This is a genomic window from Mesorhizobium sp. LjNodule214 (assembly GCF_964252735.1).
GTDB lineage: Bacteria > Pseudomonadota > Alphaproteobacteria > Rhizobiales > Rhizobiaceae > Mesorhizobium.
On record NZ_CAXUPE020000001.1, the window covers coordinates 343,735 to 366,749 of the forward strand.

At 63.1% G+C, this 23,015-nt stretch carries 22 protein-coding genes, 1 tRNA gene and 1 pseudogene; 5 read left to right on the forward strand and 19 right to left on the reverse strand.

Translation table 11 applies throughout. From position 1 onward, the window contains the following. Positions 1–58: 58 nt before the first annotated feature. The 8 genes from ACSQ3Z_RS01655 to rsfS all read right to left on the reverse strand — a co-directional run bounded on the left by ACSQ3Z_RS01655 (position 59) and on the right by rsfS (position 8,413). The gene (locus ACSQ3Z_RS01655) at positions 59–1,315 is read right to left on the reverse strand and encodes a D-amino acid dehydrogenase (RefSeq protein ID WP_436169662.1); all 1,257 of its coding nucleotides are present in this window, start codon (positions 1,313–1,315) and stop codon (positions 59–61) included. A gap of 88 nt (positions 1,316–1,403) precedes the next feature. Next, positions 1,404–2,552, reverse strand: a complete 1,149-nt coding sequence (alr, locus tag ACSQ3Z_RS01660; RefSeq protein ID WP_436169663.1) for an alanine racemase — start codon at positions 2,550–2,552, stop codon at positions 1,404–1,406. Positions 2,553–2,636: 84 nt separating this feature from the next. Next, a complete protein-coding gene (locus ACSQ3Z_RS01665; RefSeq protein ID WP_436169664.1) occupies positions 2,637–3,155 on the reverse strand; it encodes an RNA pyrophosphohydrolase in 519 nt (172 codons plus the stop codon). 70 nt (positions 3,156–3,225) lie between these two features. Then, positions 3,226–4,401, reverse strand: coding sequence for a divergent polysaccharide deacetylase family protein (locus tag ACSQ3Z_RS01670; RefSeq protein ID WP_436169665.1), 1,176 nt, complete (start codon positions 4,399–4,401; stop codon positions 3,226–3,228). 204 nt (positions 4,402–4,605) lie between these two features. Next, the gene (locus ACSQ3Z_RS01675) at positions 4,606–5,931 is read right to left on the reverse strand and encodes a S41 family peptidase (protein ID WP_436169666.1); all 1,326 of its coding nucleotides are present in this window, start codon (positions 5,929–5,931) and stop codon (positions 4,606–4,608) included. A 1-nt stretch (position 5,932) separates the two neighbouring features. Further along, positions 5,933–7,294: a murein hydrolase activator EnvC family protein gene (locus ACSQ3Z_RS01680; RefSeq protein WP_436169667.1), complete on the reverse strand. Its 1,362-nt coding sequence runs from the start codon at positions 7,292–7,294 to the stop codon at positions 5,933–5,935. Between the two features lie 137 nt (positions 7,295–7,431). Beyond that, positions 7,432–7,914, reverse strand: a complete 483-nt coding sequence (rlmH, locus tag ACSQ3Z_RS01685) for a 23S rRNA (pseudouridine(1915)-N(3))-methyltransferase RlmH (protein ID WP_436169668.1) — start codon at positions 7,912–7,914, stop codon at positions 7,432–7,434. Positions 7,915–7,972: 58 nt separating this feature from the next. Further along, positions 7,973–8,413: a ribosome silencing factor gene (gene rsfS / locus ACSQ3Z_RS01690; RefSeq protein ID WP_425277683.1), complete on the reverse strand. Its 441-nt coding sequence runs from the start codon at positions 8,411–8,413 to the stop codon at positions 7,973–7,975. A 180-nt stretch (positions 8,414–8,593) separates the two neighbouring features. Here rsfS and ACSQ3Z_RS01695 point away from each other — a divergent pair, with 180 nt between their 5' ends. Then, complete coding sequence (locus ACSQ3Z_RS01695; protein ID WP_436169669.1) at positions 8,594–9,451, forward strand: mechanosensitive ion channel family protein; 858 nt, start codon at positions 8,594–8,596, stop codon at positions 9,449–9,451. Between the two features lie 10 nt (positions 9,452–9,461). On the opposite strand, the gene ACSQ3Z_RS01700 is transcribed toward ACSQ3Z_RS01695, so the two are convergent. The 5 genes from ACSQ3Z_RS01700 to obgE all read right to left on the reverse strand — a co-directional run bounded on the left by ACSQ3Z_RS01700 (position 9,462) and on the right by obgE (position 14,933). Beyond that, positions 9,462–10,751, reverse strand: a complete 1,290-nt coding sequence (locus tag ACSQ3Z_RS01700; protein WP_436169670.1) for an MFS transporter — start codon at positions 10,749–10,751, stop codon at positions 9,462–9,464. 68 nt (positions 10,752–10,819) lie between these two features. Then, a complete protein-coding gene (locus tag ACSQ3Z_RS01705; protein ID WP_436171812.1) occupies positions 10,820–11,407 on the reverse strand; it encodes a nicotinate-nucleotide adenylyltransferase in 588 nt (195 codons plus the stop codon). 47 nt (positions 11,408–11,454) lie between these two features. Further along, the gene (locus ACSQ3Z_RS01710; protein ID WP_436169671.1) at positions 11,455–12,741 is read right to left on the reverse strand and encodes a glutamate-5-semialdehyde dehydrogenase; all 1,287 of its coding nucleotides are present in this window, start codon (positions 12,739–12,741) and stop codon (positions 11,455–11,457) included. 3 nt (positions 12,742–12,744) lie between these two features. Then, on the reverse strand, positions 12,745–13,902 hold the full coding sequence (proB, locus tag ACSQ3Z_RS01715; RefSeq protein WP_436171813.1) for a glutamate 5-kinase: 1,158 nt from the start codon (positions 13,900–13,902) through the stop codon (positions 12,745–12,747). Between the two features lie 2 nt (positions 13,903–13,904). Beyond that, positions 13,905–14,933 carry a GTPase ObgE gene (gene obgE, locus ACSQ3Z_RS01720; protein WP_436169672.1) on the reverse strand — a complete coding sequence of 343 codons (1,029 nt, stop codon included), beginning with the start codon at positions 14,931–14,933 and terminating at the stop codon, positions 13,905–13,907. Between the two features lie 205 nt (positions 14,934–15,138). Between obgE and ACSQ3Z_RS01725 the strand changes: the two genes are divergently transcribed. Further along, entirely contained in the window at positions 15,139–16,002 is an 864-nt protein-coding gene (locus ACSQ3Z_RS01725) for an endonuclease/exonuclease/phosphatase family protein (RefSeq protein WP_436169673.1), read from the forward strand. 170 nt (positions 16,003–16,172) lie between these two features. Here the strand turns inward: ACSQ3Z_RS01725 and ACSQ3Z_RS01730 are convergent, their stop codons facing one another. The 3 genes from ACSQ3Z_RS01730 to ACSQ3Z_RS01740 form a co-directional block, all read right to left on the reverse strand. Continuing rightward, positions 16,173–16,760 carry a GNAT family N-acetyltransferase gene (locus ACSQ3Z_RS01730; protein ID WP_436169674.1) on the reverse strand — a complete coding sequence of 196 codons (588 nt, stop codon included), beginning with the start codon at positions 16,758–16,760 and terminating at the stop codon, positions 16,173–16,175. A gap of 120 nt (positions 16,761–16,880) precedes the next feature. Continuing rightward, the gene (rpmA, locus tag ACSQ3Z_RS01735) at positions 16,881–17,150 is read right to left on the reverse strand and encodes a 50S ribosomal protein L27 (protein ID WP_436169675.1); all 270 of its coding nucleotides are present in this window, start codon (positions 17,148–17,150) and stop codon (positions 16,881–16,883) included. A 100-nt stretch (positions 17,151–17,250) separates the two neighbouring features. Beyond that, positions 17,251–17,949, reverse strand: coding sequence for a 50S ribosomal protein L21 (locus ACSQ3Z_RS01740; protein ID WP_436169676.1), 699 nt, complete (start codon positions 17,947–17,949; stop codon positions 17,251–17,253). Between the two features lie 383 nt (positions 17,950–18,332). Between ACSQ3Z_RS01740 and ACSQ3Z_RS01745 the strand changes: the two genes are divergently transcribed. Continuing rightward, a tRNA-Ser gene (locus ACSQ3Z_RS01745) sits at positions 18,333–18,422 on the forward strand. A gap of 820 nt (positions 18,423–19,242) precedes the next feature. Here the strand turns inward: ACSQ3Z_RS01745 and ACSQ3Z_RS01750 are convergent. Further along, entirely contained in the window at positions 19,243–19,449 is a 207-nt protein-coding gene (locus tag ACSQ3Z_RS01750) for a hypothetical protein (RefSeq protein WP_436169677.1), read from the reverse strand. Positions 19,450–19,650: 201 nt separating this feature from the next. Between ACSQ3Z_RS01750 and ACSQ3Z_RS01755 the strand changes: the two genes are divergently transcribed. Continuing rightward, complete coding sequence (locus tag ACSQ3Z_RS01755; protein WP_436169678.1) at positions 19,651–20,508, forward strand: hypothetical protein; 858 nt, start codon at positions 19,651–19,653, stop codon at positions 20,506–20,508. Positions 20,509–20,866: 358 nt separating this feature from the next. Here the strand turns inward: ACSQ3Z_RS01755 and ACSQ3Z_RS01760 are convergent, their stop codons facing one another. Then, positions 20,867–21,220 (reverse strand): hypothetical protein, encoded by a 354-nt coding sequence (locus ACSQ3Z_RS01760; protein ID WP_436169679.1) that lies wholly within the window; start codon positions 21,218–21,220, stop codon positions 20,867–20,869. A 109-nt stretch (positions 21,221–21,329) separates the two neighbouring features. Between ACSQ3Z_RS01760 and ACSQ3Z_RS01765 the strand changes: the two genes are divergently transcribed. Beyond that, on the forward strand, positions 21,330–21,992 hold the full coding sequence (locus ACSQ3Z_RS01765) for a hypothetical protein (protein WP_436169680.1): 663 nt from the start codon (positions 21,330–21,332) through the stop codon (positions 21,990–21,992). Positions 21,993–22,019: 27 nt separating this feature from the next. Here ACSQ3Z_RS01765 and ACSQ3Z_RS01770 read toward each other — a convergent pair. Further along, positions 22,020–22,882 (reverse strand): annotated as a pseudogene (locus tag ACSQ3Z_RS01770) (ATP-dependent DNA ligase). Positions 22,883–23,015: the final 133 nt, after the last annotated feature.

Genomic DNA, 23,015 nt, shown 5'->3' on the forward strand with positions numbered 1-23,015 from the left:
AAGAAACGCTCTGTAGCGATCCTGCTGTCCCTCCAGCCTCGACCGACTCGCCGCGCCTCTATTTCAGATACCGGTCCGGGCTGAGGTCGCGTGCGTTGATCTCCGGCACCCGGTTGGAGATGATGTCGGCCAGCACCCTGGCCGAGCCGCAGGCCATGGTCCAGCCGAGCGTGCCATGGCCGGTATTGAGGTAGAGGTTGGACAGTTCGCTTTGGCCGATCAGCGGCGGCCCGTCCGGCGTCATCGGCCGCAGGCCGCACCAGAAGCTCGCCGCCTTGAGGTCACCGCCGCCCGGAAACAGATCGCCGACCGAATGCTCCAGCGTGCGCCGGCGCGTTTCGTGCAGCCTGAGATCGAAGCCTGAAATCTCCGCCGTGCCGCCGACGCGGATGCGGTCGCCAAGCCTGGTGATCGCCACCTTGTAGGTCTCGTCCATCACCGTCGAGACGGGTGCGGCGGCGGCATCCTTGACCGGCACCGTGATCGAATAGCCCTTGACCGGATACACCGGGATCGGCCGCTTCAGCTTGCGCATGAACTGGGCCGAATAGCTGCCCATCGCCATCACATAGGCGTCGGCCGATCGTCCACCCTTGTCGGTGTTGATGTGTTTGATGCGATTGCGGGTCCTGACGATGTACGAGATCGTCGTCCCGTATTCGAAGGTGACGCCGCGCGCCACGCAGAGCTCGGCCATCCGGTCGGTGAACATCTTGCAATCGCCGGTTTCGTCGCCGGGCAGCCTGAGGCCGCCGACGAATTTCCCGCGCACGCCGGCTAATGCCGGCTCGGCTCCGATGCAGCCTTCGGGATCGAGGAGTTCATAAGGGACGCCGTATTTCTTCAGCACCTCGACGTCGCCGCCGGTGCCGTCGAGCTGCTTTTGCGTGCGAAACAGCTGCAGCGTGCCTTTGGTCCGCTCGTCATAGGCGATGCCCGTCGTCTCGCGAAGCGCCTTCAGCGTATCGCGGCTGTATTCGGCTAAAGGCACCATGCGCGACTTGTTCAGCGCGTAGCGTTCGGCCGTGCAATTGCGCAACATCTTGAGCAGCCATGTCCACATATGCGGATCGAAGGCGGGCCGCACCACCAGCGGGCCATGCTTCATCAGCAGCCACTTGATCGCCTTCAGCGGAATGCCGGGCCCCGCCCATGGCGAGGCATAGCCGGGCGAGACCTCGCCGGCATTGGCAAAACTGGTCTCCAGCGCCGGCCCCTTCTGCCGGTCGAACACCGTCACCTCGTGGCCGGCCTCGGCGAGATAATAAGCGGTGGTGACCCCGATCACACCGCCGCCCAACACGAAGATCTTCATCGCATAGCTCTCCACGACGACGTCTCGTCAGGCCGGGTCGTCATGCTCTGTCTGCCGGATTTTCGAGCGCCCGCCAAGTACCGCGTTGCTACCCGTTCACATAGCGCCGGTAAAAGCGAGGTCCGAGGCTGGTCAGGATCTCATAACCGATCGTGTCGGCATGGCCGGCCGCCTCATCGACGCTCTGCGACGGGCCGAGCAGTTCGACAAGGTCGCCCTCGCCGAGCGTGCCGGCCGGCAGCGCGGAAATGTCGAGGATGATCGAATCCATCGACACCCGTCCGAGAAAGGGCAGCCGGACAGCGTCGAACCAGGCGGCGGAAGCGGCGCGGCGATGCCAGCCGTCGGCATAGCCGAGCGAGATCGTCGCAGCTCTCAACGGGCCGGTTGCGCGAAATGTGTGGCCATAGCCGACGCCGGCACCCTTTTCGAGGCTGCGCGTCTGGACGACCTTCGCCTGCAGCCTCACCACAGGCAGCATCGGGTTCGGTTCGCCCGGCGTCGGGTTGATGCCGTAGAGCGCCGCCCCCGGGCGGGCAAGGTCGAAATGAAAGGCCGACCCCAGGAAGATGCCGGAGGAATTGGCGAGCGAGGCAGGGGCCTCGGGCAGCATCTTGCGCAGCCGTTCGAAGGCCAGCCACTGCCGCTCGTTGGCCGGATGCTGCGGCTCGTCGGCGCAGGCGAGATGGCTCATCACCAGGACGACGTTGACGCCGTCGAAAGCGCGCGGATCCTGGCTGATCGCCTCGACCTCCGCCGGCTGCAGGCCGAGCCGCGACATGCCGCTGTCGACCTGGATGGCGGCCGGCAGCTTGCATCCGGCCTGCTGGCCGGCGTTGCTCCAAGCCTTCAGCTGGCCGGCGCTGTTGATGACAGGAACGAGGTCCGCCGCAACCGCCTCTGCTTCGGAGCCTGGCGGCAGGCCGTTGAGGACATGGATCGCCGGTCGGGGTCCGAGTGCCCCGCGCAGCGCCAGGCCTTCGGCGAGCAGCGCGACGAAGAAAATGGTGCAGCCCTCGGCCGACAGCGCCCTCGCCACGGGGGCTGCCCCCAGGCCATAACCGTCGGCCTTGACGACACCGGCGCACGGCACGCCGCCCAGTTGTGCCTTCAGCCGCCGGTAGTTTTCACGGATGGCGCCGAGATCGATTGTCAGGATGGCGCCGGCCACCGCTTCACTAACAGGTTCGCCTGGTGCGGCGATGCTCTCGGGAAGGTTTTTGGAGGCGTCGTTCATGCCGACCCTGTGTGAAGCAGCTCAGCATCAATAAGACCACGAAACCGACGCAGCGACCATGCGCGATCGCGATGACAGCGCTTCTTACGCCACCAGATGCCGGAACGCCGCCACCACGTCCTCATAGACCTTGCGCTTGAACGGCACGATCAGGTCGGGCAAATCCCGCATCGGCCGCCACGCCCATTGGTCGAACTCGGCCGTGTGGCCGCCCGGTGGCGGGTTGATCTGGATCTCGCTCTCGTCGCCGTGAAAACGATAGGCGAACCATTTCTGCGTCTGGCCGCGATAGCGGCCCTTGAAGGCGATGCCGACCAGATGCGCCGGCAGGTCGTAATTGATCCAGTGCGGCGCCTCGGCCAGCAGCGAGATGCTGCGCATGCCCGTCTCCTCGTAGAGCTCCCGTTCAGCCGCCTCGAGCGGATCCTCGCCCTTGTCGATGCCGCCCTGCGGCATCTGCCAGAGCTGCGTGGTGCCGGCGAACTCGCTGTCGGGCTCAGCGATGCGATGACCGACCCAGACCAGCCCGGCGCCATTGAGGATCATCAACCCAACGCAGGGACGATAAGGCAGTGTCTCGGGATCGATTTTCTTCTTTGACATCAGTCGGATTTCCAGCCGTTTTGAGAGTTCGCTCCGACGAGGCAGTGGCGAGCGGTATTGAGAACGGCTGCTAGCCTTTTTGCGGATCGATGGCCACCGCTGAAATCGGCACGATCTCGATGCCGCGCTTCTTGGCTTCCGTCACCCAGGACGACACCGTGTCGACCGTCAGATCGAAAGCCGAGCCGATGCCGACGGCGGAGCCCTTTGCCCGCGCTGTGGCCTCGAGCTCGTCCAGCTTCTTCAGGATGGCGCCGCGATCCTGCACCGCATCGATCGACATGTCGCCGGCGACGAACGGCACGCCGTCCTTGAGCGCCAAATCGGGTGCCAGGCTGCGCGCCGACGAACCGTCATCGACATAGGCGAGGCCGCGCTTGCCAAGCTCGGCCATGAACGGCCCCATCGCCGCGGAATCGGCCGAGAAGCGGGCGCCCATATAGTTCATCACACCAGTATAGTTGGTCGTCCGCGACAGCGCCCAGTGCAGGCTCTTCAAATTCTCGTCCGGGCTCGCCGCCACCGTCAGCGTGTTGCGGCCGGGATTGACGTTGGGATAGTCGAACGGTTCGAGCGGTACCTGCATGACGATCTCGTGCCCGCTCTGTCTGGCTGCCTGCATCCAGCGGCCAATGCTGTTGCCTTGCGGCGCAAAGGCCAGCGTCACCTCGGCCGGCAGCTTGGCGATGGCAGCCTGCGTACCGGTCTGCGACACGGAGAGCCCGCCGATGACGATCGCCACGCGGGCACCGCGCGAACCCGACCACGGCCGCGCATAGACGTCGAACGGACGCCTGCCGTCGGCGGCGCGCATCGGCAGCGGCCCGGTTTCGCTGGTCTCGATCAGCGCCCTGTCGGGAATATGCGCGATCTTCAGGTTCTGGCCGACCGTCGAGGGGTCGCGAATGACGATCGCTGCCTTCGGCGGACCGTCGCCTTCTTCCGTCTGCACATGGATGATCTGCGGCCCGCCAGTCTTGGGCGGGGCTTCCGTTTTCGGTGTCGCCTCGGCAACCGGCGCTGCGGCCGGCGCCGGCGCGGCCGTCACCTTCGGCGTCGAAACCGCGACCTCTTCCGGCTTGCGGAACGGCTTTTCGCGCAGCGCGATCGCGCCGGAGATACCGACAACGGCCAGCACGGCGAGCGTGGCCCCGACCGCGCCGGCGCTGAACCCGCGCGACGCAGTGCGCGGCGGCCGGATCGTCTGTCCGAGCGGGCGTTCGATGTCCTTGCCGATGTCAGCCAAGTTGTGTCCCCGGAAGCACGACCCTTAAGTGAAAGTCACTTTTTTCGAGACATGCTGCGCAAAATTCGCAATCGCCGGCACGTTAACCCAGACGCTTGGCGAGCCAACCGCGCCCCCCGAATCAAACTGCCGGAGCCTCGCGGCTCCGGCAGCATCGCATTGCTTTGATCGGGCTGCCAGAGCCTTGCTCTGACCACTCGGTCCTTACTGGTTCAGCACGGCCTTGTCCGGATTCGGCGGGAACGCCGGATCGGTCTTCTGGCCACGCAGCAGCTCTTCGGCATAGATCAGCTGCAGGTCGTCCTTCGGATCCGGCGGCACATAGGCGGCCGACCCGGAGCCGGTCGAACCCTCGTCGGCACCCTTGATATGGCCCTTGAGGTCCGATTCGCCGCGCGTCAGGTCCCTGCCTTGCAGATCCGGTGGCAGCGGCTGCTCGACCTTGATGTCGGGCGTGATACCCTTGCCCTGGATCGACTTGCCGGACGGCGTGTAATAGAGCGCCGTCGTCAGGCGCAGCGCGCCGTTCTCGCCGAGCGGGATGATGGTCTGCACCGAGCCCTTGCCGAAGGACTGGGTGCCGACCACCGTGGCGCGGCGCAGGTCCTGCAGCGCGCCAGCGACGATTTCCGAGGCGCTCGCCGAACCGCCATTGACCAGCACGATCAGCGGCTTGCCCTTGATGTCGTCGCCCGGACGGGCGTCAAAGCGGGTGACGTCCTTCGGATCGCGGCCGCGCGTCGAGACGATCTCGCCACGGTCGAGGAAGGCGTCGGACACGCTCACCGCCTGGTCGAGCAGGCCGCCCGGATTGAGGCGCAGATCGAGCACGTAGCCCTTGAGCTTGTCGTTCGGCACCTGCTTCTTGATGCTGTCGATGGCGTTCTCGAGGTCGTCATAGGTCTTTTCGGTGAACGACGTGATCTTCATGTAACCGATGTCGTTCTCGACCCGGAACTTGACCGCCTTGACCTTGATGATGTCGCGCACGACGGTCAGCTCGATCGGCTTGTCGGCGCCTTGGCGCAGGATGGTGAGCTTGATCGGCGTGTTGACCGGCCCGCGCATCTTCTCGACCGCGTCGTTGAGGGTCAGGCCGCGCACCTCATCGCCGTCGATCTTGGCGATGTAGTCGCCGGCAAGCACGCCTGCCTTTGCGGCTGGCGTGTCGTCGATCGGGGTGATCACCTTGACCAGGTCGTTTTCCATGGTGACTTCAATGCCGAGGCCACCGAATTCGCCCTTGGTCTGCACGCGCATGTCCTGCGCCTGCTCCGCATTCATGTAGGAGGAGTGCGGATCAAGCGAGGTCAGCATGCCGTTGATGGCGTTTTCGACCAGCGACTTGTCATCCGGCGGCGTCACATACTGTGCCCGGACGCGCTCGAAGATGTCGCCGAAGATCGCCAGCTGCTTGTAGGTCTCGGAGCCCGCAGCGTTCGCCGTTGAGCCGGGTGCGCCGTAGACCAGGCTCATCGCTGATGCGCCCATCAGCGCACCGGCAAACAGAAGCGACAGTTTCCGCATCATTTCACGTCCTTCCAGAAAAACGGTCCGCCCACCATGGGGCTGGATCGACGGGTTTTCCATCCTTGCGGAACTCGACATAGAGTTCCGGCGTGGCATTTCCATTCTTCGAGGCCGAGGTGCTCGCAACCCGGGCCTCTCCCATCGCGCCGACCGGCTCTCCTGCGAGCACCGGCTGGCCAGTCGCGACGCTGATTCTGCTCATCCCCGCCAGAACGACATGATAGCCGTCGCCTGCGTTCAGGATCAAGAGTTGACCATAGGAGCGAAAAGGCCCCGCATAAAGCACATTTCCATCCGCCGGTGCGGTGACGATGGCGCCCGATTGTGTCGCAACCATGTCACCAAGCATCACCGCGCCGTTACCGTCATCGGTGCCGAAACGCTGTTTTATCCTGCCGATGACCGGCAGCGCGATCTGCCCCTGCAGCGCCGAAAACGGCGCCGAAGCGGTCAGCCGATTGCCTTCCGGCACTGGCAGCGCAGCCAGTTCCGTCTGCGCCGGAGCCCCTTCTTGTGCGGGAACGCCTTGAACCGGAGCCGTGTCGCCGTCAGCCGATTTCTGCTCGCCTGCCTTGGCCTGGTCCGCCGCCTTGCGCGCCTTGTCGGCCTCGAGCGAGGCGATCAGCTCCTTCAGGCTACCGGCCTTGGCCGCCAGTGCCTCGGAGCGCTGCTTTTCGGCCGCCAACGCCGTTTGCGTGTCAGCTTCCAGCTTCTGCTTGGCTTCGAGCAGCATGGTGAGCCGTTTCTTTTCCGCCGTCTGCTCGCCGACTGCAGCCGTCAGCCTGGCTCGTTCGGCCTCGATCGAGGCCGTCACCCGCGTCTGTTCCTTGAGGTCGGCCAGCAATATGTCGGTCTGCTGGCGCAGTTCCGGCACCACGGCGCCCAAGAGGATGGCGCTGCGCACCGACGACAGCGCGTCCTCCGGCTTGACCAGGATTGCCGGCGGCGGATTGAGCCCCATGCGCTGCAGCGCGCCCAGCACTTCGGCCAGCACGTCGCGCCGCGCGTTGAGCGAGGCGCGGACTTTCTGCTCCTCGCCCTTCAGCCCTTCCAGCTTGGCGCCGATGTCCTCGATGTCCTGGCCGAGCTTCTGCTCGGTCATCGCCGACTGGATCAGCGCCGCGGTGATCGAGGCATGATCCTTCTTGACCGCCGCTATGTCGGCCGCGAGCCTGGCCAGCCGCTCGGAAGACAGCGTGATCTCCTTCGAGACCTGTTCGTACTCGGCGCGGCTCTTGTCCGGATCGGGCGCCAGGTCGAGCGTGTTCTCGGCCCTGGCGGCACCGAGCGACAGCACGAACGTCGCCGCCGCAATACCGCAGCCGCGCAGAATGCTCGCTCTGGTTCGTCCAATTTCAGACATTGAAGCCCGACTCTACGCGTGGCTTCGTTAACGAACAATCAACCATGTTCGATAGGTTTGCCAATGGCGCACAATCTGCCGCCGCATTGGGGCGGAAATCCGGGCGGAGGGCGCCGATGCACAGGATTCGGCCTGGTCTATGAGCGATGATATGGATGCCCCGAAAGGATGGTGGCGATCCGGTAGAGCTGTTCGCCCAACATCACCCGCACCAGTTGGTGCGGCCAGGTCAGCGCGCCGAACGACACCACCAGATCGGCCTGGTCGCGCAGCGACTGGTCGTGGCCATCGGCGCCACCGATGGCGATGACCAGCGCCTTGCGGCCGCCGTCGCGCAGCAGCCCGATGCGGCCGGCGAAATCCTCGGAGGAAAGACTTTTGCCGCGTTCGTCGAGCAGGATCAGCGCGGTGCCTTGCTGCAGCTGTGTCTGCAGTCTCTGGCCTTCTTCGCGCCGCCGCTCATTGGCGGTCTGGGCGCGGCCTTCGGCAATCTCGACAACGCCTGAGAACTCGAGCCCGACCGGAGGGCCGCTCTTGGCGAAGCGCTCGAAATAACGGTCGGCGAGCAGCTTCTCGGGGCCGGCTTTCATCCGGCCCACGGCATGAACCGTAATCTTCATCCCTGCCTCGAAGAGCCGTCGATGCATGCACAGCGGCATGCATCGAAACAGATGCGGCTCAGTGGAGCGTCTCTTCCTCGAGGTCCGGCGCCTGCCACATCTTTTCGAGATTGTAGAATTCGCGGACTTCGGGACGGAAGACATGGACGATGATGTCGCCCGAATCGATCAGGACCCAGTCGGCACCGGCCAGCCCCTCGACGCGCGCCATGCCGAGACCGGCATCCTTGAGCGCCTTGAGCAGGTGATCGGCGACAGCCGAGACATGACGGTGCGATCGGCCCGATGCGACGACCATATAGTCGCCGAGGCTCGATTTCCCCTGAATGTCGATTGAGACGATGTTTTCGGCCTTGGAGTCTTCCAGACTGGCAAGGACTGTCTTGATGGCGCGGGACACGGCGTCGTTTACGCTGATCCCGGCCGGCGAAGGCACGATGTCGGCCTTCTTCCGCAGTGCTGTTCTCAGTGTATTTCCTTTCGCAGCAAGAACAACCAAATCACCCGCCAAATCAGGTGACACCACTTACATAGGCAGAGTTCCGTTGCAGTTTCAAGACGGGGGTCGCTGCCGTCGCCAACGCGGTTCCCTTCGACTGGTTCCACGCACCGATAAAAATCGGAACTTTTGGCGACATGTGCGGGTTATCGGCTCGCCCTCCCAACCGGATTTCCCAACATGCCTATCGACCCCCAGAACACACTCCTCACTGTGCAGGCGGGCCTTGCCCAACTCAGCACCCTGATCGTCTCCTATTCCTTCTCGGCCATCGGCGCCGTCATCCTGCTCGTCGTCGGCTATATCGTGGCCGGCCTCGCGGAGCGCTCGATCTTCGCCGGCCTGAAACACATCCACGGCTTCGACGCGACGCTGCGCCATTTCTTCTCGAAAATCGTCCGCTACGCCATCCTGATCCTCGTCGTCATCATGGTGCTCGGCCAGTTTGGCGTGCAGACGGCGTCGATCATCGCGGCCGTCGGCGCCATCGGCCTCGCCATCGGCCTGGCGCTGCAAGGCACGCTGCAGAACATCGCCGCCGGCATCATGCTGCTGGCGCTCAGGCCGTTCCGAATCGGCGAGTTTGTCGAGGTCGGCCCCATTTCCGGAACCGTCGAGGAAGTCGGCCTGTTCGCCACCAGGCTGCGGACGGTCGACGGCGTCTACGTGCTTGCGCCCAATTCGACCCTCTGGAACCAGCCTGTCCGCAACTTTACCCGCAACGGCGTCCGCCGCGGCGACATCACGCTGACCATCGGCTCCTGGAACGACATCGATTTCGCGCAAAAGACGATGCTCGGTGTCGCGGCCGCCGAGCGGCGTGTCAGGCGAGAGCCGGCGCCGATCGCCTTCGTCTCGACCGTCGGCGACACCGGCGTCGCCGTTGCCCTGCGCTATTGGACATCGGCGGCGGATTTCTTCGCCACCCAGATCGATCTCACCAAGCGCATCAAGCAGGCCTTCGATGCCGAAGGGCTTTCGGTTCCCGCGCCGCCGCCGGACGCGCAGCGGCCGGAACCCTCCAGCACCCGGCAATAGCGAGGCCCCTTCAGCTGTCGCGCTGCTGATCCGGCGCGAAGGCAAGCTCCACCGGCAACGGCGCCTGCGCGCTCATCGGCGCGAAGCTGCCGGTTTCGGTCGTCGGCACCGGCTGCGTCGTCACCACCCGCCACAGCACGAACAGGCAGAAGACCGACGCAATGACGATTGCCACATAGATGAAGGCATGTGTCCCATAGAAGGCGGAAAGCCCGGTCACGATGCCCGGCACGAGAAAGCCCGACAGCGACCAGGCAAACAAAAGCGAACTCGACAACGCCACCATGTCGTTCTTGCTGGCGCGATCGGCGGCATGCGCGCTGGCCAGCGAATAGATCGATTCCGAAGCGCCGTCCCACACGATGTAGATCACCACCAGCGCCGCCAGCGCGCCGCCATCGAAGCCGATGGCAAGCATGCCCGCCGCCACAGCGAGCGCGGCAGCGGCGATCAGCACATAGCGCCGGTCGGTGCGGTCTGAGATCCAGCCGAGCGGTATTTGCAGGATCAGCGTGCCGACCGGCATTGCTGCCAGGAGCAAGGCCACGTCGGCCTGGCTGTAGCCCTTGGCCGTGGCATGGATCGGCGCAAAGCCCGCGATCGCCATCGACAGGCCGCCGACGGCCAGCATGCCGGCGACGCCGACCGGCGAGATCCGCCAGGCACGGGCGAGCGCCACCGACGCGGCCTGTGGCGGCGGCGGCTGGGCAAGCCGCGTCATGCCGACCGGCAGGATCGACAGCGCGGTGAAGGCGATGCCGATCAGCGGCGCGGCCGCGGTCTGGATATCGACCGCCGCCAGCGTGGCATAGCCGACGCCAAGCCCGGCGACATAGGCGACGTAGAACACCGCCATCACGCGACCTCGAATGCTGTTGGCGACGGCATCGTTCAGCCAGCTCTGCGCGACGATGAACAGGCCGACGATGGAAAAACCGTAAAGCGCGCGGGCGGCGATCCACAGCAGCGGAAGCGGCCCGGCACCGATCGCCGCGTTGGAAAGCGCGATCAGCGCCGACAGCACCATGAAGGCGCGGGCATGTCCCACCCTTCGCACCAGCGGCCCGGTCAGGATGCAGCCGGCGAGGCCGCCGGCCGAAAGCCCGGTGATGATCAGCCCGGCCCAGGTCGGATCGAAGCCGCCGGCGCCGAGGCGAACCGGGATATAGGCGAACATCAACCCATTGCCGACCGCGATCAGTGCCATCGACAGCACGACGCTGGTAATGGCGATCAGCGGCGCCGGCGCGTTGCCATCTTCCGGACCGGGTTCGAATTGATTTTTCTTTGAAATCGCCATGTCCGGTCAGGATCGCCTACCAAACGGACAAACGCAGCCGCAAATGCGACATGGCCGGGCGGCCTGGCTCAGTCTTTCGCAGCCTTGCGAATGGCGCTCGACGACAGCGACGAGCGCGGACCGTGGATGAAGGTCCAGGCCGGTGCCTTCATGCGGGCGAGACGTGGCGCGTCACCCTCGTCGACGCGGGCATAGTCGAAGGTCTTGGCTACGACCGACGACAGGAAGGAGAGCGTGGCACCTGGCCGGTCGATGACGGCGATCGGGAAGGTCATGACGATCTGGCGCCAGCGCTGCCAGCGGTGGAAGTCGCGCAAGCTATCGGCGCCCATGATCCAGACGAAGTCGACGCCGGGATTGCGCGCCTTGACCAGTGCTAGCGTATCGGCGGTGAAGCGCACATGATGCGCGGCCTCGAAGGCGGTGACCTTGATCTTCGGGTTCTTGGCGATCTGTTCGGACTGTTGCAGGCGCTCGTTGAGCGGCGCCAGCTCGCGCGCGCTCTTCAGGGGATTGCCGGGGGTCACCATCCACCACAGCTGGTCGAGCGCCAGCCGTCTCAGTGCGATCTCGGCGACCAGCGCATGGCCGGCATGCGGCGGGTTGAACGAGCCGCCGAACAGGCCGACCGCCACGCCCCTGCCGGCATGCGGCATCTTGAGATGCGAATGTCCGACGCCTGGCCAAGACTTGGAAATATCGCTCAAGGCCGTATCTGGCCAGACCCGCGCACGCGGTATTTGAACGAGGTCAGCTGCTCGACGCCGACCGGGCCGCGCGCGTGCATCTTGCCGGTGGCGATGCCGATCTCGGCACCCATGCCGAACTCGCCGCCATCGGCGAACTGGGTCGAGGCGTTGTGCAGGAGGATCGCCGAATCGATCTCGTTGAAGAAGCGTTCCACCACCTGCGCATCCTCGGCGAGGATTGCTTCGGTGTGATGCGAGGAAAACGTCTCGATATGCTCGATCGCGCCGGCGATGCCGTCGACCAGTTTTACCGCCAGGATGGCATCGAGATATTCGGTCACCCAGTCGGCTTCGGTCGCCGGCTTGGCGTCGAAGAACAGCTTCATAACCTCGGCGTCGGCATGGATCTCGCAGCCCGCCCCGCGCAACGCGTCGAGGATCGGCACCAGATGGGTGGAAGCGACGGCACGGTCGACCAGCAGCGTCTCGGCGGCGCCGCAGACGCCGGTGCGCCGCATCTTGGCATTGACCGCGATCCTGACCGCCATGTCGAGGTCGGCCGAGCGGTCGATGTAGAGATGGCAGATGCCCTCGAGGTGCGCGAAGACCGGCACCCGGGCCTCGCTCTGCACCCGCCCGACCAGGCTTTTGCCGCCGCGCGGAATGATGACGTCGAGATTGCCGGAAAGACCCTTCAACATCTCGCCGACGGCGGCGCGATCGGTGGTCGGTACCAGCTGGATGGCATCCTCGGGCAATTTGCCCGCCTTCAGCCCTTCAACCAGGCAGGCATGGATGGCGGCCGACGAATTCAGCGAATCCGAACCACCGCGCAGCACGACCGGATTGCCGGCCTTGACGCAGAGCGCGCCGGCATCGGCCGTCACATTCGGACGGCTCTCATAGATGACGCCGACGACGCCGAGCGGTGTCCGCACCCGTTCGATATGCAGGCCGTTCGGCCGGTCCCATTCCGCGATGACATCGCCGACCGGATCACGCAATTCGGCGATTTCGCGGATGCCCTCGGCGATAGTGCGGATGCGCGCCGGATCGAGCTTCAGCCGGTCCATGAAGGAAGCGGAAAGCCCGGACTCGTGGCCGTTCGAGATGTCGATGGCGTTGGCGTCGAGTATGTCCTGCTCGCGGCGCAGGATCGCGTCGGCCATGGCGACGAGAGCGGCATTCTTGGACGCGGTAGTGGCAATGGCCAGCGGTCGGGCGGCGGCACGGGCGCGACGGCCGATATCGGCCATCAGCGCAACAGTGTCATCCCCGGATTTTTCATGCAGCTTCAGCATGGCTCATCCTCCGCTGGATACTTGGTCACCGGCCAATACTTGGTCGCTAGAATGGCTCACCACAAGGTCGTCGCGGTGGATCATCGCCGAACGCGCCTCGTAGCCGAGCACGGTTTCGATCTCGGTCGTCTTCAGGCCTGCGATCCTTACGGCATCGGCGGCATCATAGGCAACCAGCCCGCGCGCGATCTCGCGGCCCTCCGGCGACAGGATCGCCACCGTGTCGCCGCGCGAGAAATTGCCGCTGACCAGCTTGACGCCGGCCGGCAGCAGCGACTTGCCCGACAAGAGCGCACCGATGGCGCCGGCATCGACGGTCAGCCGTCCCGCTGGTTCGAGCTGGCCGGCGATCCAGGTTTTGTAACCCTTGACCGGATTGGCGCTCGGTCGGAAGAAGGTGGCCCGCTCGCCGCGTTCGATAGCCATCAGCGGCGACAGCCGCGTACCGGCAGTGATGACCATGGCGGTGCCGGCGGCGGTGGCGATCTTGCCGGCGTCGAGTTTTGTCCGCATGCCGCCGCGCGACAGCTCGGATGCAGCGGCTCCCGCCATGGCTTCGATATCGGGCGTGATGCGATCGACCACCGGAATGAATTTTGCTTGCGGGTCGCGCGCCGGCGGCGCGGTGTAGAGCCCGTCAATGTCGGAGAGCAAGACCAAAAGATCGGCGCCCATCATGGTGGCGACGCGCGCGGCCAGCCGGTCGTTGTCGCCATAGCGGATCTCGGAGGTCGCCACCGTGTCGTTCTCGTTGATGACCGGCACCGCCTTCATCTTCAGAAGCGTCGAGATCGTCGCCCGCGCGTTGAGGTAGCGGCGGCGCTCTTCGGTGTCGCCCAGCGTCAGCAGGATCTGGCCCGATTTCAGGCCGCCCTTGCCGAGCGCGTCAGACCAGGCGCCGGCCAGCGCAATCTGGCCGACGGCGGCCGCTGCCTGGCTCTCTTCGAGCTTCAGCGCCCTTTTTCCGAGGCCGAGAATGGTGCGGCCAAGCGCGATGGCGCCGGACGACACGACCATCACCTCGGCACCGCCATTGGCCAGCACCGCGATGTCGTCGGCCAGCGAATCCAGCCAGTCGCGCTTCAGGCCGCTGGCGCGGTCGACGAGCAGCGCCGACCCGATCTTGACGGTGATGCGCCGATATTTCTTCAGCGACTGCATGGTCATTGCCAGCGCGTGTCGACCGGCGCGGCGACCTTGTCGCGCGCCTCGGCCACAACGGCCATCAGCGCTCGTTGCACCGCTTCGACGCCCTCGCCAGTGACGGCCGACAAAAGCATCGGCGCGCGGCCGGCGGCGCGTTTCAGTGAAGCCGCCTTCTTCTTGCGCTCATCGGCATCGAGGATGTCGACCTGCGACAGCGCCACGATCTCGACCTTCTCGATCAAGCCATTGCCATAGGCGTCGAGTTCGGCGCGCACGGTCTTGTAGGCCTTGCCGGGATTTTCCTCCTGCGCCGAGACCAGATGCAGCAGCACCCGCGTGCGCTCGACATGGCCCAAAAAGCGATCGCCGATACCGACGCCTTCATGCGCGCCTTCGATCAGGCCGGGAATGTCGGCGATGACGAATTCGCGGCCGTCAATGCGGGCGACGCCGAGGCCGGGATGCAGCGTGGTGAAGGGATAGTCGGCGATCTTCGGCTTGGCGGCCGTGACCGCCGCGAGAAATGTCGACTTGCCGGCATTGGGCAGCCCGACCAGGCCGGCGTCAGCGATCAGCTTCAGCCTGAGCCAGATGTTCATCTCCTCGCCCGGCAGGCCGGGATTGGCGCGGCGCGGCGCCTGGTTGGTCGAGGTCTTGAAATGCTGGTTGCCGAAGCCGCCATTGCCGCCCTTGGCCAACAGGAAGCGCTGGCCGACCACGGTGAGGTCGCAGATCAGCGTCTCGTTGTCTTCCTCGAAGACCTGGGTTCCGGCCGGCACCTTCAGCGTCACGTCGGCACCCTTGGCGCCGGTCATGTTGCGGCCCATGCCATGCGTGCCGGTCTTGGCCTTGAAATGCTGCTGGTAGCGATAGTCGATCAGCGTGTTCAGCCCGTTGACCGCCTCCAGCCAGACATCGCCGCCGCGGCCGCCGTCGCCGCCATCCGGCCCGCCAAACTCGATGAATTTTTCGCGCCGGAACGACACCGAACCGGCGCCGCCGTCGCCGGAGCGGATGTAAACCTTGGCCTGATCGAGAAATTTCATCGGATTTTCGGGTTTCTGCTAGTGGGCTTGCGCGATTGCTCTAAACCAAGGCGAGGCGAAGGGCGAGGCCGTTTTGCGAAGGATTGCGCCGACGCCGGCTTTTGCTGAGGCGCGGGACGCGGTAGCACTGTGAGCTTGCGCCTGACCCCGGCGAAGATCGATTTCGGCTTTCGGGGGCAGAACGCCGGGCTGGGGAAATGCTGGCATGAAGCTTGTGACCTACAACATCCAGTACGGCATCGGGCTCGACGGCCGCTACGATGTCGGCCGCATTGCCGAGGCCGTGCGCGGCGCCGACGTGATCGCGCTGCAGGAGGTTACCCGCAACAACCCAAGGAACGGCAACCACGACATGGTGGCTGAGCTCGGCGACGCGCTTCCCGACTACTTTGCCGCCTATGGCAGCAATTTCGAGGTCAATGTCGGCTCGCACCTGGAAGCCGGCCGCGCCATCACCACGACGTTCCAGCTCGGCAACATGGTGCTGTCGAAAACGCCCATTCATCTGTCGCGCAATCTCCTGTTGCCGCGCAGCCGCAGCCTGGAAGCGATGAACTTCCAGCGCGGCGCGCTGGAGGCGCTGATCGAGACGCCGCTCGGCTTCATCCGCTTCTATTCTACCCATCTCGACCATCGCAGCCCGGTCGAACGCCAGAGCCAGATCCGCTTCCTGCGCCAGCGCCTGCTGAACTATGCGCTCGAGGGCGGCGGACTGTCAGGCATTCCCGAGATCGGCCTGCCCGACCTGCCCTACCCGGAAGCCTTCATCGTCATGGGCGACTTCAACATGCTGCCCGGATCGCCCGAATATGTCGAACTGGTTGGCCGCCCGGATCATGAGTTCGGCATGCCGCTGACAGCCGATCTCGCCGTAGACGCTGCCCAGCGCCTCGACACGCCCGATCTCGTCACCTGGGTCGACCCCAAACGGCCCGACGATGCGAGCCGCCACAAACGTATCGACTATGTCTTCACCTCAGCCTCGCTCGCCGGAGCGCTGAAGCGCCTGTGGGTCGACCGCCAGGCGGTCGGCTCGGACCATCTGCCGGTCTGGCTCGAGACGGCTTGACCTCGAGCCTGGTCCCAACCTTTTGCGCCGAGGTGTGTCGAGGTCCAGGTCAGGCCGAGCCGAGAGTGGTGGCTTCCGAGAACCGGCGCGGAGCGTACCTAAGTACGTGAGCGCCGGAAGCGCAGGAAGCCATCATTCGCAGGCCGGCCTGACCTAAATATCGACACGCCTCAGAAGTGCACCCAGTTCCTGAGGCTGGTCCAGGTCTTGCGGTCGAGCCGATAGCGCTCGACCGGCACCTGGCCGGCGACGATCGAGTTCAGCATGCCCTGGCCGGCATACTGGAACCCGCATTTGTGGATGACCCGGCGTGAGGCCGGATTGATGACCCGCGTCGAGGCTTGCAGCACCTGAACCGTGGTTCTCTGGAAGGCGAGGTCGACCAGCGCGTGCGCGGCCTCGGTCGCATAGCCGCGCTTCCAGTGGGGTTCGCCGATCCAGTAGCCGAGCTCCAGCCCGCGATCGGTGGTGTTGAGGCCGGCGCAACCGACGAAAGTGTCGGTTCCCGCCAGCGTCAGCGCATAGACGATGCCGGCGCGGCGCGATGCCGTCATGGCGAGGAAGGCGCGGGCCTCGGCCTCGCCATAGGGGTGCGGCATGCGGGCCAGCATTTCAGCGATATGGCGGTTGTCGGCGAGCGCCACCAATTGCCCGATATCGCTGTCACGCGGGCGCCGCATGACCAGCCGCTCGGTGGCCAGGACCGGGCAATCTATCGCGTAACTTTCGTCGTCCGTGTCGTCCGCTTCGGCAACCATGTCAAAGTCCTCCAGGCGCAAGAAAAAAGGGAGATGGAAACCCATCTCCCCTGATCCTTTTCCTGGCCTGGCCAGACACCGGTTCCCGAGATGGGCGCCGGTGTTGTGGTGCGGAACCGGCTACTCCGCTGCTTTGGAAATCGGGTTCACCGATACGTAGGTTCGGCCGTTGGCTTTCTTGTTGAAGGTGACTGCGCCAGCTTCCAGCGCAAACAGGGTGTGGTCCGTGCCCATGCCGACATTGACGCCGGGATGCCACGAGGTGCCGCGTTGACGAACGATGATGTTGCCCGGAATCACGGCTTCGCCGCCGAACTTCTTCACGCCGAGACGCTTGGAATGCGAGTCGCGACCATTGCGCGACGAACCGCCAGCTTTCTTGTGTGCCATCTAACTAACTCCGATGCGCCCTGGGGGCGCTTGAATGGTCTTATGAACGCGTTCGCGTTCCGTTTCAAGTCCGATCCGGTGATCGTTTCGCCGGTTCGCCTTACTTCTTCGCCAGCTCCTTGGCCTGCTCGCGCCAGTCCTTGATCTGGTCGGCGCTGAACGGCATGTGCTCGTCGATCTTGGCCACATCCTTGTCGGTCAGCTTGGCGAGCTGCGCAAAGGTGATGATGCCCTGCTCGGCGAGGTCCTTGGCCGCGACCGGGCCGATGCCCTTGATCACGGTCAGGTCGTCCGGCTCACCCTTCGGCGCCTTGAACAGCGGCGCAGCGGCGGCGGTCTCGGCCTTGGCTTCTTCCTTCGGAGCAGCCTCTGCCTTGGCTTCCTTCTTGGCCTTGGCCTCCTTCGGCGCGGCCTCGGCCTTCGCCTCGACGGCAGCCTCTGCCTTGGCTTCCGGCTTGGCGGCGGCCTTCTTCGCCGGCTTGGCGCCACCCAGCAGGATCTCGGCGATCCGGACGGTGGTCAAAAGCTGGCGGTGGCCGATCTTGCGGCGCGAATTCTGCCGGCGGCGCTTCTTGAAAGCGATGACCGTGCGGTTCTTGCCCTGCTCGACGACTTCAGCGGTGACCATGGCGCCGTCGACGAACGGCGCGCCGAACGTGACGTTCTCGCCTTCGCCATGCGCCAGTACATTGCCGATCTCGACGATATCACCGACCTGGGCTTCGAGTTTCTCGATCTTCAGGAGATCGTTGGCGGCAACGCGATACTGCTTGCCGCCCGTTTTGATGACTGCGAACATTTTTTGCCTTTCGCTGTTCGGTCGGCCTTGATGAACCGCTTCAGGCGGTTCGGCCGTCTTTTTGTCAGTCTGCGGGTTCAAAAAACAAGCGGCGCGGAAGAACCCTCCACGCCGATTGCGCGCTGTCCCTAACCGAAGGTTGGGCTGAAGTCAAGGCAAACGGCTGTATCTCTGACGCGCCCGGCAAACCATCATCGGTCGCCACGATATTGCTGCCGGCAAGGTGACGAGGACACCCGTGAAACATCTTGCCCCGAACGGTTCGCGCCATAGCGATCCCGCAGCGGTTCGCAGAAGCCGGAAATCAGGCAGATAGGGCCTTGTAACCTGCCCGCCCAGCCGTTATCTAGTGCGCCGCGCCGGCAACGGCGGACCATGACCGCGGAGAGGTGGCAGAGTGGTCGAATGCACCGCACTCGAAATGCGGCATGCTCGCAAGGGCATCGGGGGTTCGAATCCCTCCCTCTCCGCCAATCCCACGCCAATTCAACGATATATTCCAATTACATAGCGGTTTCATCGCATCGGAATTGTTGGTTCAAAACCAACTAAATGCTGGAACCGCGCCCAAATGGGCCGCTTGCGCCGTCACGGCCATGGCATATCCAACGGCACCATACCAAGGTGGGAAGGGCACGCCTAAGTGTCTCTGGACATCCATGGATGTCTCCACGGGCACATAAGAACTGACACCAGCCTCTGGCGAGCAAGCCACTGGCGCAGATTTCGCCGTCGGGGAGCCCCGAAACGCGCTCCCCACAACCGTTGGACCAACAACCGGCACGGCCGCTATCGGCGTGAATTAAGCGGGCTAATGGTTTCCAGCCCAGGACTCGCGGCGTGGTATACCATCACTATCCGGGGAAACATTGGATACGCAGCCGCTCAGCGCCATCAAAATCAACACCAAAAATAGTCGCATCTTTTCCTCCGAATTGGGGGCTACCCGCTTTCTCTCACAGCGATAATCACGTTGGTTTGCAGATGATAGATGCCATTTGCTCTGCAATTATGACGCCGATCGCTGTGCACACGTATGCGCTGGACATCTCACAAACCTGCACGTTCGCCCTCGCTATCAGGATCTGAAGGCAATGTTCGCTGATCAATGCCGAAAATTGCAACATCGATACACAGAAGCGAGCGGTCGGCAGCGCGGCGGCTTTGTGGTGGCGGACGGTCTTAATAAAAGGCCGGGCAGCTTGATGTTTCGATAATTTCAAATCGAGACACTACCTCACCCTTCGCTGATCATCATCCGATCCCTATCGGGGGCGATCGCCGTAGCGCTGATCACGGAATGGTAATCGACGCTCCAGTCTTTGCCTCATCAAGAGGATCGTTGACGATTGCCAGCCTGCCGGACCCAAGAGCCGCGCTCCAATCGACCGGCGAAGATTTCGATTGGTCGCTCGGCCAGCGGGTGAGAATCTGCAATTTATACCCCGCCGTTTCCGGGCTGGCGGTCGGCTCCAGATTGCTGACAGCATCGGCATCCAAAACACGTTTATTTCGACTTGTGTCCTTTGCGGTGGGGTCATCGTTGGGGAAGAGTCGACGTTAGAGCATCCACTTCCGCAATGGCTCCACAAATATGCTGGCGATATAGGCGATAGGAAAGCTTCCGCCTTCCGAGTGTCTGAGACAATTCAGCCGACTTGGCGTCAGCTTTCCTTAAGTTCCCATAAGGAATGCAACAGGTTGTTTGCACGGAAACTCGAAGACCCGTCGATCACGGCTGTCAAAGCCATGGTTGAAGGCGGGAGACTGACGTGGACCCAGCTTGATGCGGCCTTCGACTGGCTGGACAAGATAAAATCCGCTTCTGCACATATGGCGATTGCGTTGCGTGGTCACAGTCTTCGACTCGGCTACGACGATATATCGTTCCCCAACAAACGCGTGGGAGCCTTTGATCGCATAGCGATAATTTATAGGATCTCGGAAGGGACGCCTCCACTTGATCTGTGGGAATGTCTTAATGATGGATTTTTGACAACGCCGACAGCAATCACGCTCCGAGTGAAAGACTTGGTTATTGTGTATGCCAGCAATAACTATTTGCTGTCAGCAGCTTTCGGGCTCGGGAGCGGCTTGATGCAGAACGGTTCGGCCACGTACATTCCCGGTACGGGAATTTTCGCCCCGGGCTTTGGAACTCGTTTTTGTCGCATCCCTCCTGCCAAGATTCTGGCCCAGCCGATGCGCCGGCAACATCAGAAAGAAGGTTTGTTAGATAATAACGCTGCTCTTCAGGAAAATGGCGATGGCAGGGTTTACGAGCTAGTTGGAAGCAGGTGGACTAGGGCAAGGAGTTGCGACTTCTCAGTTCTTCCAAGACTCAATAGTCGACTCGGATACGCGTTGGCTGCCCTCGAAACTGTCGAATGGATCATCCTTTCTAAAGAGCAAGACTATGGCCGATATGGGACTTCGGAAAGTTTCTTCCTAAAAAGCCTTCCTAAGCTGCAGGATGAAAAACGAGACCTAATACAGCTAGTTTCCACCCTGCGAGGCGGCTTGACCATACCTGAAAGCGACCGCATTACAGGTCCGTAAAGCTGCGTTAAAATCCATGTTCAATCCCCAATTGGTAGACTCACTCGATCCATCGGCAGCTAGTGTTTCCATCAGCCAAAAAAGGGAGGGAGGCCTCGAACCGGGAGGAACGATGTTGTCTGCTCAAAAAGAAGACTATCGAACGAACAGAGCCGACTATGTGATTGCGAAGTGTGGCAGAGCCGCCGCTGATGACGATCGCGATGAGATACTGGCAAGGTCCCTGTGGCTAAGAGATTGGCGGTCCGCCAAATTGGCCGCAAACCCGTGTGAAAGTTTGCCGGCCCATGATAAGCCCCATCCACCGATTGGATGACGCGGGCAACGGGCGCCGGCCAACTCTCATCAAAGATGATCCTCACGCCTCTCGAAAGTCGGTTTCCAGCTCCCGCTGCTGGCCTTCGTAGTCGGGAATGTATGTGAAGAATACCGGTCGGCGGTCCCGCCCGGCGGCCTTGCATTTCGAGCAGCCGAAGAGCCTGACCAGGTCGGCGTGCATCGAACCGTGATCAGGGCCAAGCCTGTCGATCAGCGCTGCGATATCGAGCTTTGTCGACTTACCGCACATTGGATGCCCGCAATTGACGTAGACGGTTTTACGGGCGGCCAAGGTGTCGGCGAGAGTCTTTTGAGGCATGGCGATCTCCGTTGAAGGGGTTCGCTGCACGAAGATGGTCCTGGCAAGGGCTTTTGGCGTCATCGCGTCGAACATCGACGGCGAACTAAAGAACAGCCATTGCAGGAGCGCTGCTGCCTAATTTAGAGGTTCTATTGCTGCGCGCCGTTGCGAATGCAGGTGAGTCTCTCGGGAGGGGCGCGACATGGCGAATGAAATGCAAATAACTATGGCATTCGGCAGCAAAGAGAGCGCCGGCACCGCCGCCTTGGCAGCCGTATTCATGGAGCGATTTACCGGCGAAGCTGCCAGCGTGGAAATGCTACGAGGGTTGGCGGGACCGAATGACACCTTTCAACTGATCATGCGCTGGAAGGGATGGCTAGCGTTCGCTGCGATCGTAGGCCCTTTCTGGGCCCAATACTCTGGTTCCGCTGGAACGGATGCCTGGGAAAAAACGAAAGTGCTCTACGAAGAATGGTCGGGAACTAACAACTCGGTGCAAGATGCCTCAGGGTTCACGGCGCTTTTTGAAATGCTAAAGCAGGCTCGCAAAGACGGTATTTCCATCATCTTCGCCTTGCGAATGAACAGTGAGAACTTCAAAGGGCGCAACATTGGCATCGAGCTTACCGACGTTAGCCCAGAGACCATCGCCCGAGCTATCGCTGTGCTTGCGCGGTCAGGCGAAGCAATCACACGCGCTCTGGAAGAGCAGGGCTTCAAGGAAGCCGACGTCGAAAACAGTGATTGTAGCGGCGCCATTACGGTGCATGCGGATGGCAGTGCGGAAATCTCTGTCTTCTCGGGCCGGGGATCTGATACCTTGTTGCTTAAGTTCGACGCGTCTGGAAAGCGCGTTGAGTAATTCTCCCTGTCGTGTTGGCTGAAAGCGTCACTCTTCCCTGAAATCCTGCAACGATGCATGCCGCAATTCGTCCTCGCCGCGCAGGTGCTTCACGCGGCCGATCAGCCCCGGCTTGACCCATTGCGTCGCCGGCCGCTTCATGCCCTTGGGCGCGCCGTGCCTGCGTGCTCCTGGACGCGCAGCCAGAGGCGTTCGCGCATCTCCCGGTTCAAGGTGATGAATGCGCTGCCTACAAAGCGCCCAGTGCCGCGCTCGGCCATCAGAGCAAAGGCTGGCTTACCGGCCTCGCGCTCGGTGCCGAGCAATTCGTATTCGTCGATGCTGTAAGCCTTCGTTTTTAGCCAGGCCGTCGAGCTGCCGCTTCGGTATTTGCTGTCCTTGCGCTTCGACACCATGCCCTCGAGTCCGGCTTGTTCGACGAGGTGGAAAATGGTCTTGGCATCGCCCGGCAACGCCTGGCTGAACTGGATGCGACCACCGTCCGGGATCATCTCGGCCAGGATCTCGCGACGGTCTTCCAGCGCCATGTCGCGCAGGTCGTGGCCGTTAAGGTGCAGGAGATCGAAGGCAACGAAATAGAGGTCGTGTTGGCGCCGTGTGATGGCCTTTCGCAACTCGCCGAAGTCAGACAGGCCGGCATCATTGAGCACGATGATCTCGCCGTCGATGATGGCGTTCTGGACGACGTTCAGCCCCTTGGCCGCGTCAACCAAGTCTCGATACTTCACCGACCAATCTAGCCCGCGTCGCGTGAAGATCCGAACGTCCGCGTCATCGATGACGATCTGCGACCGGTAGCCATCGAACTTGACTTCATGAGACCAGCCGTCGCCCTCGGGCGGCTTCTCGACCAGGGTCGGCATTAGTGGCGGGATAAACTTCAAACGCATGCATCGACTCGCAAAACCGCGATTCAATTAGCATGCGCTTAATTAGTTCCGGGACATTTTAACGAAACGTTGACCGCGCTGTCCCAGAATAGGACGGCGCGGTCAATTCCTACCCTGGCTGCGCAGGCGGCTC

Excerpts from the sequence above, each read along its gene's own strand:
- ACSQ3Z_RS01680 (WP_436169667.1), bottom strand. The coding sequence starts at position 7,294 with ATGTCTGAAATTGGACGAACCAGAGCGAGCATTCTGCGCGGCTGCGGT.
- rpmA (WP_436169675.1), bottom strand. The coding sequence starts at position 17,150 with ATGGCACACAAGAAAGCTGGCGGTTCGTCGCGCAATGGTCGCGACTCG.
- ACSQ3Z_RS01760 (WP_436169679.1), bottom strand. The coding sequence starts at position 21,220 with ATGTTCGACGCGATGACGCCAAAAGCCCTTGCCAGGACCATCTTCGTG.
- obgE (WP_436169672.1), bottom strand. The coding sequence starts at position 14,933 with ATGAAATTTCTCGATCAGGCCAAGGTTTACATCCGCTCCGGCGACGGC.
- ACSQ3Z_RS01700 (WP_436169670.1), bottom strand. The coding sequence starts at position 10,751 with ATGGCGATTTCAAAGAAAAATCAATTCGAACCCGGTCCGGAAGATGGC.
- rlmH (WP_436169668.1), bottom strand. The coding sequence starts at position 7,914 with ATGAAGATTACGGTTCATGCCGTGGGCCGGATGAAAGCCGGCCCCGAG.
- proB (WP_436171813.1), bottom strand. The coding sequence starts at position 13,902 with ATGCAGTCGCTGAAGAAATATCGGCGCATCACCGTCAAGATCGGGTCG.
- ACSQ3Z_RS01695 (WP_436169669.1), top strand. The coding sequence starts at position 8,594 with ATGCCTATCGACCCCCAGAACACACTCCTCACTGTGCAGGCGGGCCTT.
- ACSQ3Z_RS01730 (WP_436169674.1), bottom strand. The coding sequence starts at position 16,760 with ATGGTTGCCGAAGCGGACGACACGGACGACGAAAGTTACGCGATAGAT.
- ACSQ3Z_RS01725 (WP_436169673.1), top strand. The coding sequence starts at position 15,139 with ATGAAGCTTGTGACCTACAACATCCAGTACGGCATCGGGCTCGACGGC.
- ACSQ3Z_RS01665 (WP_436169664.1), bottom strand. The coding sequence starts at position 3,155 with ATGTCAAAGAAGAAAATCGATCCCGAGACACTGCCTTATCGTCCCTGC.
- ACSQ3Z_RS01675 (WP_436169666.1), bottom strand. The coding sequence starts at position 5,931 with ATGATGCGGAAACTGTCGCTTCTGTTTGCCGGTGCGCTGATGGGCGCA.
- ACSQ3Z_RS01710 (WP_436169671.1), bottom strand. The coding sequence starts at position 12,741 with ATGCTGAAGCTGCATGAAAAATCCGGGGATGACACTGTTGCGCTGATG.
- ACSQ3Z_RS01655 (WP_436169662.1), bottom strand. The coding sequence starts at position 1,315 with ATGAAGATCTTCGTGTTGGGCGGCGGTGTGATCGGGGTCACCACCGCT.
- alr (WP_436169663.1), bottom strand. The coding sequence starts at position 2,552 with ATGAACGACGCCTCCAAAAACCTTCCCGAGAGCATCGCCGCACCAGGC.
- ACSQ3Z_RS01765 (WP_436169680.1), top strand. The coding sequence starts at position 21,330 with ATGGCGAATGAAATGCAAATAACTATGGCATTCGGCAGCAAAGAGAGC.
- ACSQ3Z_RS01740 (WP_436169676.1), bottom strand. The coding sequence starts at position 17,949 with ATGTTCGCAGTCATCAAAACGGGCGGCAAGCAGTATCGCGTTGCCGCC.
- ACSQ3Z_RS01705 (WP_436171812.1), bottom strand. The coding sequence starts at position 11,407 with ATGCCGCATGCCGGCAGGGGCGTGGCGGTCGGCCTGTTCGGCGGCTCG.